The 11,893-nt window shown below is 40.9% G+C and carries 12 protein-coding genes; all 12 read left to right on the forward strand.

The features are described from left to right. Nucleotides 1–46: 46 nt before the first annotated feature. On the forward strand, nt 47–316 hold the full coding sequence (gene rpsO / locus IEX12_RS02510; RefSeq protein WP_088050241.1) for a 30S ribosomal protein S15: 270 nt from the start codon (nt 47–49) through the stop codon (nt 314–316). Nucleotides 317–469: 153 nt separating this feature from the next. Continuing rightward, a complete protein-coding gene (locus tag IEX12_RS02515; RefSeq protein ID WP_188724613.1) occupies nt 470–2,584 on the forward strand; it encodes a polyribonucleotide nucleotidyltransferase in 2,115 nt (704 codons plus the stop codon). 159 nt (nt 2,585–2,743) lie between these two features. Then, on the forward strand, nt 2,744–3,697 hold the full coding sequence (locus tag IEX12_RS02520) for a polysaccharide deacetylase family protein (RefSeq protein WP_088050243.1): 954 nt from the start codon (nt 2,744–2,746) through the stop codon (nt 3,695–3,697). Nucleotides 3,698–3,728: 31 nt separating this feature from the next. Then, nucleotides 3,729–4,949, forward strand: a complete 1,221-nt coding sequence (locus tag IEX12_RS02525; RefSeq protein WP_088050244.1) for a M16 family metallopeptidase — start codon at nt 3,729–3,731, stop codon at nt 4,947–4,949. A 79-nt stretch (nt 4,950–5,028) separates the two neighbouring features. Then, on the forward strand, nt 5,029–5,262 hold the full coding sequence (locus IEX12_RS02530; RefSeq protein WP_088050245.1) for a YlmC/YmxH family sporulation protein: 234 nt from the start codon (nt 5,029–5,031) through the stop codon (nt 5,260–5,262). Nucleotides 5,263–5,675: 413 nt separating this feature from the next. Further along, the gene (gene dpaA, locus IEX12_RS02535) at nt 5,676–6,560 is read left to right on the forward strand and encodes a dipicolinic acid synthetase subunit A (protein ID WP_088050246.1); all 885 of its coding nucleotides are present in this window, start codon (nt 5,676–5,678) and stop codon (nt 6,558–6,560) included. Further along, the gene (gene dpaB / locus IEX12_RS02540) at nt 6,560–7,165 is read left to right on the forward strand and encodes a dipicolinate synthase subunit B (RefSeq protein WP_088050247.1); all 606 of its coding nucleotides are present in this window, start codon (nt 6,560–6,562) and stop codon (nt 7,163–7,165) included. Before dpaA ends, dpaB begins: the two co-directional genes overlap by 1 nt. Before the next feature lie 307 nt (nt 7,166–7,472). Then, nucleotides 7,473–8,519, forward strand: a complete 1,047-nt coding sequence (gene asd, locus IEX12_RS02545; RefSeq protein WP_088050248.1) for an aspartate-semialdehyde dehydrogenase — start codon at nt 7,473–7,475, stop codon at nt 8,517–8,519. A gap of 29 nt (nt 8,520–8,548) precedes the next feature. Then, nucleotides 8,549–9,781 carry an aspartate kinase gene (gene dapG / locus IEX12_RS02550; protein WP_088050249.1) on the forward strand — a complete coding sequence of 411 codons (1,233 nt, stop codon included), beginning with the start codon at nt 8,549–8,551 and terminating at the stop codon, nt 9,779–9,781. A gap of 42 nt (nt 9,782–9,823) precedes the next feature. Beyond that, a complete protein-coding gene (dapA, locus tag IEX12_RS02555) occupies nt 9,824–10,690 on the forward strand; it encodes a 4-hydroxy-tetrahydrodipicolinate synthase (RefSeq protein WP_088050250.1) in 867 nt (288 codons plus the stop codon). Between the two features lie 153 nt (nt 10,691–10,843). After that, on the forward strand, nt 10,844–11,578 hold the full coding sequence (locus IEX12_RS02560) for a ClpP family protease (RefSeq protein WP_155554361.1): 735 nt from the start codon (nt 10,844–10,846) through the stop codon (nt 11,576–11,578). Then, nucleotides 11,578–11,781, forward strand: coding sequence for a YlzJ-like family protein (locus IEX12_RS02565; protein WP_088050252.1), 204 nt, complete (start codon nt 11,578–11,580; stop codon nt 11,779–11,781). Before IEX12_RS02560 ends, IEX12_RS02565 begins: the two co-directional genes overlap by 1 nt. Nucleotides 11,782–11,893: the final 112 nt, after the last annotated feature.

Genomic DNA, 11,893 nt, shown 5'->3' on the forward strand with positions numbered 1-11,893 from the left:
TTGCTAGGGGACAGGGGATATGAACAAAAAATAGGAGGTGAACAGGATGGCAATCACAAAAGAACGTAAAAACGAAATTATTTCCGAGTATAAGGTTCATGAAAATGACACTGGATCACCGGAGGTACAAATCGCTGTCCTTACAGAGGAAATCACTACATTAAATGAACATTTGCGCGTTCATAAAAAAGACCACCATTCACGTCGCGGTCTATTGAAAATGGTCGGTAAACGCCGTAATTTACTAAACTATTTGCGTAACAAAGACGTTACACGCTATCGTGAATTAATTAAAAAGCTTGGCTTACGTCGATAATTGCTAAAAAAAGCAGGAGTAATCCTGCTTTTTTTGCAGTTATTGAGTAAAAACACCAACTTTGGTAACTTTATTACTACATAAAATTTACATTTTCACTTATTAACTATAAAATGATAGGTAGAATGTTTTTTGAAAGGAGTATTAAAACTAATGGCAGAAGAAAAACAAGTATTCTCCACGGAAATCGCCGGTAAACCATTTATCGTTGAAATTGGAGAATTAGCTAAACAGGCCAATGGTGCATGCATGATTCGCTATGGTGACACCTCGGTGTTATCGGTTGCGACTGCATCAAGGGAGCCAAAGGATTTACCGTTCTTCCCGCTTACCGTTAATTATGAAGAGCGTTTATATGCGGTTGGAAAGATACCCGGGGGCTTTATCAAACGGGAAGGAAGACCTAGTGAAAAAGCGATCCTTGCTTCGCGTTTAATTGACCGGCCAATTCGTCCACTTTTTCCGGATGGTTTTCGAAATGAAGTTCAGGTAATCAGTACCGTTATGAGTGTTGATCAAGATTGCTCAACAGAAATTGCCGCAATGATCGGATCTTCAATCGCACTAAGTGTTTCCGATATTCCGTTTGAAGAGCCGATTGCAGGTGTTCAAGTTGGACGGATAGATGGTAAATTTGTTATCAACCCGACGATAGAACAAGAGGAAAAAAGTGACATTGATTTGACGGTTGCAGGTACGAAGGAAGCCATTAATATGGTTGAAGCAGGTGCACAGGAAGTACCGGAAGAAGTAATGCTTGAAGCAATCATGTTTGGTCATGAAGAAATTAAACGATTAGTTGCGTTTCAAGAAGAAATTGTTAAATCGGCAGGGCTTGAAAAGAAGGAAGTAACGTTATTTGAAATCGATGAAGCATTGTCTGAGAAAGTTGCTGAACAAGCAAAAGACAAGCTCATAGCTGCAATTCAAGTAAAAGAGAAACATGCTCGTGAGCAGGCCATTGATGAAGTTAAAGCGGAAATTGCCGCATTATATGATGAAGCAGACGATGAAGTCGTCACACAAGTAAAATCGATCCTCGATAAAATGGTAAAGGAAGAAGTTCGCCGTTTAATTACCAAAGAAAAGGTTCGTCCAGATGGCCGTAAAATTGATGAAATCCGTCCCTTGTCATCAAGAATTGGTGTGCTGCCAAGAACACACGGTTCCGGATTGTTTACACGTGGACAAACCCAGGCCTTGAGTATTTGTACACTAGGTGCATTAGGCGATGTACAGATCCTGGACGGATTGGATTTGGAAGAGTCAAAACGGTTTATGCATCATTATAACTTCCCGCAATACAGTGTTGGGGCAACAGGACCAATTCGTGGACCGGGCCGTCGTGAAATCGGTCATGGTGCATTAGGAGAAAGGGCGCTAGAGAAAGTAGTTCCTTCTGAAAAAGTTTTCCCGTATACCATTCGTCTCGTATCAGAGGTTTTGGAATCAAATGGGTCTACCTCACAGGCAAGTATTTGTGCAAGTACATTAGCAATGATGGATGCAGGTGTTCCAATTAAAGCACCGGTTGCCGGGATTGCCATGGGTCTCGTGAAGTCTGGGGACGATTACACCATTTTGACTGATATTCAGGGGATGGAAGATGCACTAGGTGATATGGACTTTAAAGTAGCCGGTACTGCGGCTGGCGTAACAGCATTACAGATGGATATCAAGATCGACGGATTGTCAAGGGAGATTTTGGAAGAAGCATTGACACAGGCTAAAAAAGGCCGGATGCAAATTTTAGCGTCGATGCTGGCTACGATCAAGGAACCGAAACAAGAGCTTTCCGAGTATGCGCCTAAAATATTGACAATGAAAATAAATCCGGACAAAATCCGTGATGTCATCGGGCCAAGTGGTAAACAAATAAATCAAATTATTGATGAAACCGGTGTTAAAATTGATATTGAACAAGATGGAAGTGTATTTATTTCTTCTACAGATGCAAAAATGAATGAACAGGCCAAACAAATTATTGAAGATCTTGTTCGTGAGGTTGAAGCAGGTCAAATGTATTTGGGAACGGTAAAACGAATTGAGAAATTCGGCGCATTTGTGGAATTGTTCAAAGGCAAGGATGGTTTGGTGCATATTTCTGAATTAGCCGAGGAACGCACGAACAAAGTGGAAGATGTTGTATCAATCGGTGATAAGATTATGGTAAAAGTAAAGGAAATTGATAATCACGGCAGAATTAACCTTTCCCGAAAGGCTGTTTTAAAGGAAGAAAGGGAAAAACAGGAGAAATCAAGATCATAATGTTGAGAAGCACAAACAAGAAGCTGGCTGACCAGTTTCTTTTTTAATGAGAAAATGTATTGGTTTCAGCTTCTAATCTGTAATCCGGCTTCCGACTTCTGACTTCTGTTATCATACCTTGTCCATAGCCCTCATATAGATGATTGAGGGGGGATTTGGATGTACTGGAAACGAATTGTCCATATAGGTGTATTTGTCATCATAGTGGCCATGTCTTTTAATCATGAATATAATCCATTTGTAATAAATGATGTTACAACATTTTCCAATGAAGTGGAACAAGTAACGAAAAGTGAAGACACTTTATATAAAGAGATAAAAGAAAAAAGCGCTGAATTTTCAATTGCTCCTCAAGATGCAGTGATCGATCGAGTCTGGAAGAAAACACCAGGAAGAAATGGTATTAACGTAAATGTTGCAAAATCATATAAACAAATGAAAGAAAAAGGGGTCTTCGATAAAACATTACTTGTTTATGATCAGATCCCGCCTGAGGTTTCATTAACGGATTTACCCCCCGCTCCGATATACCGGGGCCATCCGGAGAAGCAAATGACCGCTTTTCTGATCAATGTATCGTGGGGGACGGAATACATCCCGACAATTCTTACTATATTAAAAGAAAATAATGTCAAAGCAACGTTTTTCATTGAAGGGAAATGGGCGAAGGAAAACAGCGATTTTGTAAAAATGATTGCTGAACAAGGCCATGTTATTGGTAATCATGCATACAATCATCCGGATATGGCTCATCTGTCGGAGCAGGAAATAACAGAACAAATCAGACAAACAAATGACATTCTTAAAGCAATCACCGGTAAAACACCAAAATGGTTTGCCCCACCCAGTGGAAGTTTTAATGATCAAGTTGTAAAAATTGCAGATCATATGGATATGCAAACCATATTATGGACAGTGGACACAATTGATTGGAAGAATCCGGCTGTTTCTGTTATGGTAAATAGGGTGAATGCGAAAATTCATCCAGGTGCTATGGTGTTAATGCACCCCACCTCATCTACCACTAAAGGATTGGAATCATTGATCTCCATCATAAAAGACAAGGGATATAAAATTGGCACCGTTGATCAACTATTAAGTGAAGAACGATAACAAGCAAGACGGAAATTAGGAGGACATCAAGTTGATAGAGAAGCATACGAGTGAGAATGGCTTGCGTATCGTATTGGAAAATATTCCAGCAGTCCGTTCCGTAACAATTGGGATTTGGGTGCTAACTGGATCTCGTAATGAGAATGAACAGAATAATGGTATTTCCCATTTTTTAGAGCATATGTTTTTTAAAGGTACGAAGACACGGTCAGCTAAAGATATTGCTGAGGCATTTGACGCTATTGGCGGGCAAGTGAATGCTTTCACTTCAAAAGAATATACTTGCTTTTATGCGAAAGTATTAGATACCCATAAAGAATTAGCACTGGACATTTTAGCAGATATGTTTTTTAACTCTGCTTTTGATGAAGAAGAAATGGAACGCGAGAAAAAAGTGGTGCTGGAAGAAATTAAAATGTATGAAGATACACCAGATGATATTGTTCATGATTTATTGGCACGTGCTTCTTACGGGGATCATCCTCTCGGTTATCCTATTTTAGGAACAGAGGAGCATTTAAAATCATTTAAACCGGAAAACTTGCGAAATTATATAAAAGCACGGTATACACCCGAGAATGTTGTTGTTTCGATTGCTGGTAATGTGAACAATACTTTTATAGAGAAGGTAGATCATTATTTTGGGAGCTATCAATCTGAATATAAGCGTGCCAAAGTGCTGAAACCAACCTTTATCGCAAGCAGCATTGAACGAAACAAGGAAACGGAGCAGGCACATTTATGCTTGGGATATGATGGATTAGCTGTTGATGATGAAAACATGTACAGCTTGATCATCATGAATAATGTACTTGGCGGCAGTATGAGCTCAAGGTTGTTTCAGGATGTCCGCGAACAGCAGGGGCTTGCTTATGCTGTGTTTTCCTATCACTCTTCCTTCCAGGATAATGGATTATTGACCATTTACGCGGGAACAGGTAAAACGCAACTGCCATTGCTTCAAGATACAATCAGGAAAACAGTCGACACATTGATTACGGACGGTTTGACGGACAAAGAATTAAAAAACAGCAAGGAACAATTAAAAGGCAACCTCGTTCTTGGTCTGGAAAGTACGAACAGCCGGATGAGCCGCAATGGAAAAAATGAACTATTATTAAATCGGCACCGGTCACTGGATGAAATGATTCAGGAAATTGATGCAGTTAGCCATGAATCCATTCAAGCCGTAATTGAGCATGTATTTAAGCAATCAACCGCCAGGGCATTAATCGCACCGAAGCCGGATTAGAAATTTCCCCTCGTATTCTTACCAGCATAGCTGGACTACTTTGATCATATACTGGTAATACAATACGGGGGTGCTGTCCATGCGTTATAAGGATATAAGCGGTAAAGAGATTGTTAACATTAATCAAGGCGCGAGACTCGGGGTTCTAGGGCAAACGGATTTGGAAATTAATGAGCATACCGGTCAAATCGAATCGTTTATTATTCCCAATTACAAATGGTTTGGGTTAAAAAAGGAAGGTGCCGAAACGAAAATCCGTTGGGACTCCATCAAAAAGATCGGTGAAGACATGATTATGGTCGAGTGGGATTGAAGCAAAGGCGGAAGCGCCCGTTTAGCGGCGTATGTGCTGGACTGAACCGCAGGAGATAAAGGAAACATGCCCCTGCAAAAGGGGTAGACGTGAGTTGGACGCAAAGTCCGCCTTTAGTCGGCCTTCCTTTACACCGACCGATGTTGACTTATCGTACGGAGGCGGGTGTTGCACACTAGCCGCTGGGCGCTGGAGCCGGACGTGGCTTTTCCTGGTAAAGACTTTACACAGCTACAAATTTTATACTTTTACTTTAAAAACAAACTATAATTAATATGCTGTAAGGCTAGTGTCATTTTTATATGATACTGGCCTTTTTTTGTGTTTGGAATCACTAAGATACATTACCCACATAAACTATAAAGAAAAGTGATAAATTAGCGTGTATTACATGGTGAGGGGTGTATACTTACATGGATCAATTCATAGCTGTATTGGGTGGCGATGGACGCTATCTGGAACTAATACGTCAATTGCAGCAAATGCCTAATACAACGATATTTTTAGTTGGTTTTGACAAATTGGAGCAAGGGTTCACTGGTTTAAAGCAAGTCGATTTTCATGATTTGGAGCCCGAAAAACTGGATGCTGTTGTTTTGCCAATTACCGGTACAAACCAAAACGGTGAAATTGAAACGGTATTTTCTGATCAGCAAATAAAGCTAACGAAAGACTGGTTTCAAAAACTTCGTCCATCAACATTAATTTTTACCGGTATAACCAACGATTATCTGACATCATTAACAAATGAGTTAAATTTGCAATTAACTGCTCTATTTGATCGAGACGATGTAGCTATTTACAACTCTATCCCGACAGCAGAGGGTACGATCATGATGGCAATTGAACATACGGATTATACGATTCATTCTTCCAGAGTAATCGTTGTTGGTTTTGGCAGGGTTGGGAATACGGTTGCAAATAAATTTTCGGCATTAGGCGCGAAAGTATCTGTTTGCGCACGCAGCATCAAGGATCTTGCTCGGATAACCGAAATGGGGCTGACAGCTATCCCATTGGATGACCTTCCCAAGCATACAGAAGCATGCGATTTATTAATCAATACGATCCCCGCGTTTGTCATAAAAAAAGATTCCATTCAGCAACTGCCATCACATGCATTAATTTTTGATCTAGCCTCCAAGCCTGGCGGAACGGACTTCGAATATGCTGAAAAGCGTGGTATAAAGGCAATACTTTCCCGTAGTTTGCCGGGAATTGTAGCACCTAAGACATCAGGGAAAATACTTGCTGATGTAATCAAACAGTTTTTGCAAAATGGAAAGGAGCGAGCGTAATGACATTAGAAGGTAAACGTATTGGATTTGGAATTACAGCTTCCCATTGTACGTATGATAAAGTTTTTCCACAACTGGAACGATTGATGAAAGAAAAGGCTGACGTTGTTCCAATTGTAACATATACTGTAAGAACAACGGACACGAAGTTTGGCAAGGCAGCAGATCATATTGAAAAAATTGAATCCATAACAGGTAAAAAGGTGATTACAACCATGCCGGAGGCCGAACCATTGGGACCTGCTAACCCGTTAGATTGTATGGTGATTGCCCCGTTAACCGGAAATTCACTAAGTAAGCTCGCAAATGGGTTGACAGACAGCCCTGTACTAATGGCGGCAAAGGCAACGATGCGCAATCAGTCACCTGTTGTATTGGGAATCTCAACAAATGATGCACTCGGCCTGAACGGGGTTAATTTAATGCGTCTAATGGCAAGTAAATTTATTTATTTTATTCCATACGGCCAGGATGATCCTTTCAAAAAACCGAATTCGCTCGTTGCTAATATGGATTACTTGTCAGCCACCGTGGAAAAAGCACTTGATTATCAGCAAATTCAACCTGTTATAATACCTTATGAGCACGAAAATATGTTAGAATAAATAACAAAAGCGGAAGCGCCCGTTTAGCGGCGTATGTGCTGGACTGAACCGCAGGAGATAAAGGAAACATGCCCCTGCAACAGGGGTATGCCGACGTTGGGCGGCAAGCCTGCTTTTAGTCGGCCTTCCTCGTAAGCGAACCGATGTTGACTTATCATACGGGGGCGGGTGTTGCACACTAGCCGCTGGGCGCTGGAGCTGGACGTGGCTGATCCAGCCGTTGAGTTATACACCGCAAACAAATTTTATAATTCTTTAGAAAATCATAAATTGCTAGAGTTTATGGATATGGAAGGAGAACGCTTTAATGGCCAGGAAAACCATTTATAATGTAGCAGTAGTAGGTGCAACAGGTGCAGTCGGACAAAAAATCATCAAAATACTTGAAGATAAGAAGTTCCCAGTTGATAAGCTAAAACTTTTATCATCGAAACGCTCCGCTGGTAAAAAGGTATTCTTTGATAATAAAGAAATAATCGTAGAAGAAGCAACTCCTGACAGTTTTGCTGAGGTAGATATCGCCTTATTTTCGGCAGGTGGTTCTGTTTCCAAAAAATTGGCACCAGAGGCTGTCAAACATGGTACAGTTGTCGTTGATAACACCAGTGCCTTTCGGATGGATGAAGATGTGCCACTTGTTGTTCCAGAGGTGAATGAGACAGATCTGAAATTACACAATGGAATTATCGCAAATCCTAATTGCTCGACAATCCAAATGGTTGCTGCGCTAAAGCCAATCCAGCAGGCATTTGGGCTTCGTCGTATAATCGTTTCGACTTATCAGGCAGTTTCCGGGTCTGGCTTACAGGCATGTGAGGAACTTGAAAAGCAAACAAAACAATTTATGGAAAATCAGGAAATGACAGCAGAGATATTACCGGTAAAGGGCGAACAAAACCATTATCCAATTGCCTTTAATGCATTGCCACAAATTGATGTATTTCAAGAAAATGGCTATACGTTTGAAGAAATGAAAATGATTAACGAAACTAAAAAAATTATGCATGCACCTGAATTACCAGTTGCAGCTACTTGTGTACGGTTACCTTTCTTTAAATCACATGCTGAAAGTGTATATGTCGAAGTTGACAAGGAAGATATAGAAGTAGCTGATTTATGGAGAGTGTTAGAGAACGCGGATGGAATCGTATTGGAAGACGATCCGGGTACACAAACATATCCAACACCACTAAGTGCATCAGATAAGGAAGATGTGTTTGTCGGCAGGGTTAGAAAAGACTTGGATAAACCAAACGGGTTCCATTTATGGGTTGTTTCTGATAACTTAATGAAGGGTGCTGCGTGGAATACAGTACAAATTGCAGAACGATTAATTAAAAATAACTTACTATAAAGAATAGACTTTACGCAAGAGGTGTAACAATGCAGGTATTAATACAAAAATTTGGTGGTACATCTGTTCAAACAAAAGAAAACAGAAATCATGTTATCCGGCATATTAAAGAAGCATTAAGGCAAGATAAAAAATTAGTTGTTGTCGTATCTGCATTAGGAAGAAAACCGGACCCATATGCGACCGATACGCTTTTGGATCTGGTTGGTTTTCCTGCTAATCATAATTCTGCACGTGAGCTTGATTTATTGATGTCATGCGGAGAAACGATTGCTTCTGTTGTTCTATCAAATGAATTGCAAAAACACCACATATCAGCAACTGCCCTTACTGGTGCACAAGCTGGTTTTATAACAAGCAGTGATTTTAACCAGGCGAAAATAAGGAAGGTTAACCCGACCCGCATTTTGCAGGAATTTGAGCAAAACGATGTTGTTGTTGTTGCCGGTTTTCAAGGACAAACAGAAACAGGCGAGATAACAACGATCGGCAGAGGTGGAAGTGACACGACAGCTGCGGCATTGGGGGCTGCACTTGACGCGGAGGAAATACAAATTTTTACTGATGTTAATGGAATTATGACAGCAGATCCGCGTGTCGTAAAATCGGCCCGCCCATTGGATGTCGTTACCTATACCGAAATTTGCAATTTGGCCTATCAGGGGGCGAAAGTGGTTCATCCCCGGGCCGTAGAAATTGCTATGCAGGCAAAAATCCCGATGCGTGTCAGGTCAACCTATTTAAGTGATCAAGGGACATTGGTTACCGCATCAAGAATTCAGGAATTAGGAAGCGATATTCCTGATCGGCTGATTACCGGAATTGCCCATATGGATAAAATTACGCAAATCAGGGTACAGACAAAAGAAGAAGCAATGAGGCTTCATTCCGAAGTATTTAAAGCAATGGCCGGGTCTGGCATTTCCGTTGATTTTATTAATATTTCACCAACAGGTGTGTTATACACAGTTCCAGAGCAATTTACGAAAAAAGCCGTTCGTGTTCTCAAAACGCTTGGTTTCCAGCCGGAAATAACGGAGAAATGTGCAAAGGTTTCTGCAGTCGGTGCTGGAATGACAGGGGTTCCCGGGGTAGCCTCCAAAATCGTGCAAGCCTTAACAAATCAGAATGTACAAATCCTGCAGTCAGCGGACAGCCACACGACAATTTGGGTCCTTATCCATGAGAAGGATCTGGCTACTGCTGTAAATGCTTTGCACGATGCGTTTGAATTGAGTATGGCAAGACAACCGATAATGTGATTTGGCTATCGTGATTTTGTGCAAGAGAAAGGGAGTAATGACATGAATTTTGGGAACGTACTGACCGCGATGGTAACTCCTTTTGATTCGAAGGGAAACGTCGATTATCAACAAACCACTGTTTTAATCGATTATTTGCTTAATAACGGAACAGAAGGGCTGGTTGTAGCTGGTACGACTGGGGAATCACCTACATTGACAACAGAAGAAAAGGTAAACCTGTTCCGGCATGTAGTCAAGGCGGCTGATAAACGGGTACCGGTGATAGCTGGTACAGGCAGTAATAATACCTCCGCTTCCATTGCTTTAACAAAGGAAGCGGAGGCATGTGGTGTGGATGCAGTTATGCTCGTAACACCATATTATAATAAACCAAATCAAGCTGGGCTGTATGAACATTTCAAGGATATTGCGAATGCAACAAAACTGCCTGTCATGCTTTATAATATACCTGGCCGATCTGTTGTTAAAATGAGTGCTGAAACGATTATCCGGTTAAGTGAGATTGAAAATATTGTTTCAGTTAAAGAAGCAAGTGGGGATCTAGACCAAATTGCAGAAGTCGTTGAACAAACCAACGAAGACTTCTCGGTTTATTCAGGTGAGGATGGATTAACATTACCAATGCTGGCAGTCGGTGCAACGGGAGTTATATCTGTTGCCTCACATATAATTGGCAATGAAATAGGAGAGATGATTCAGGCATTTAACAAGGGCGATGTAAAAAAAGCTGCATCTATCCATCGCCGGGTACTGCCAATCATGAATGGATTATTTATGTCACCTTCACCAGTCCCAGTGAAAACAGCACTGCAAATGAAGGGGATTGAAGCTGGCCCCGTCAGACTGCCGCTTGTTCCACTTACACAACTGGAACAAAAAACATTAAAAGAATTGATTGAAAGGTAAATTGGCATTTGCTGATTTACCTTTTTAATATAAAAAGCATTTATCATAAGCTGACCTTCAACTACTTACCTCCAGCCTCTGTAATGCATGGAACACTTCTGTTTCGTTCATACTAATGACAGTACTGAAGCAGAATAAAAGGAGTGTTGCGAAATGAATAATGATGGAACAAAGAAAACAGATGACACGCAGGAAGGCCAGCAAAATGAATCGTCATTAGTTCAAAAAATCCAGCAGCTTGGGCAATCGACTATTCCTCAAGCCTCAGATTCAAATATTCATGTTCTGTCGATAATCGGACAAGTTGAAGGACATGTTCAATTACCACCGCAAAATAAAACGACAAAGTATGAGCATCTGCTTCCCCAGCTGATTGCTGTCGAACAAAATCCAAAAATCGAAGGACTGATTATCCTGTTAAATACGGTCGGCGGAGATGTTGAAGCTGGGCTTGCATTGTCAGAGATGCTTGCTTCCCTATCAAAACCAACTGTCTCTGTCGTCCTTGGCGGCGGACATTCGATCGGGGTACCAATTTCCGTGGCAACAACACATTCGTTCATAGTCCCAACAGCAACAATGACAATTCACCCGATCCGTTTAACCGGTTTGGTTATCGGTGTTCCACAAACATTTGAATATATGGACAAAATGCAGGATCGGGTTATTAATTTTGTTGTCAATCATTCCAATATTAAAGAGGAAAAATTTAAAGAGCTGATGTTTGCCAAAGGTAACCTGACACGGGACATCGGTACAAATATAGTTGGTGCCCAGGCGGTTGAATATGGCCTGATTGATGCAGTCGGTGGTGTTAAGGAAGCAATGGAAAAACTAAACAGTTTAATCAAGGAAAATAATGACAGTAACAAGCAGGTGATTCAATAATGCTGTATACACCATTATCAGAAGCAGACATCTTTCCATGTTCCGACAAAGAATTTTCCAATCGGCAATGCATTTCCTATCAGGGAAAACAATTATATGTCGAACAACTGGATGATGGATCCTATCAAATATTACAGCTTTTATCCACAGACCCGCAAGATTTTATGGATGCTGCCTATACTCCAGGTACTATTTTACGATAATTGGTAATATCCCTCGCAAATTTATGCTATAATATTGGTGCAAGATGTTTGTTGCGGTAACCCTTGCCAGAACCATGGCAGGGGTTTCTAATTAGCCCGAGAATGTTTAAAC

Origin of the sequence: Lentibacillus populi, from assembly GCA_014642895.1 — a bacterium.
Classification (GTDB): Bacteria; Bacillota; Bacilli; order Bacillales; family Amphibacillaceae; genus Lentibacillus_C; species Lentibacillus_C populi.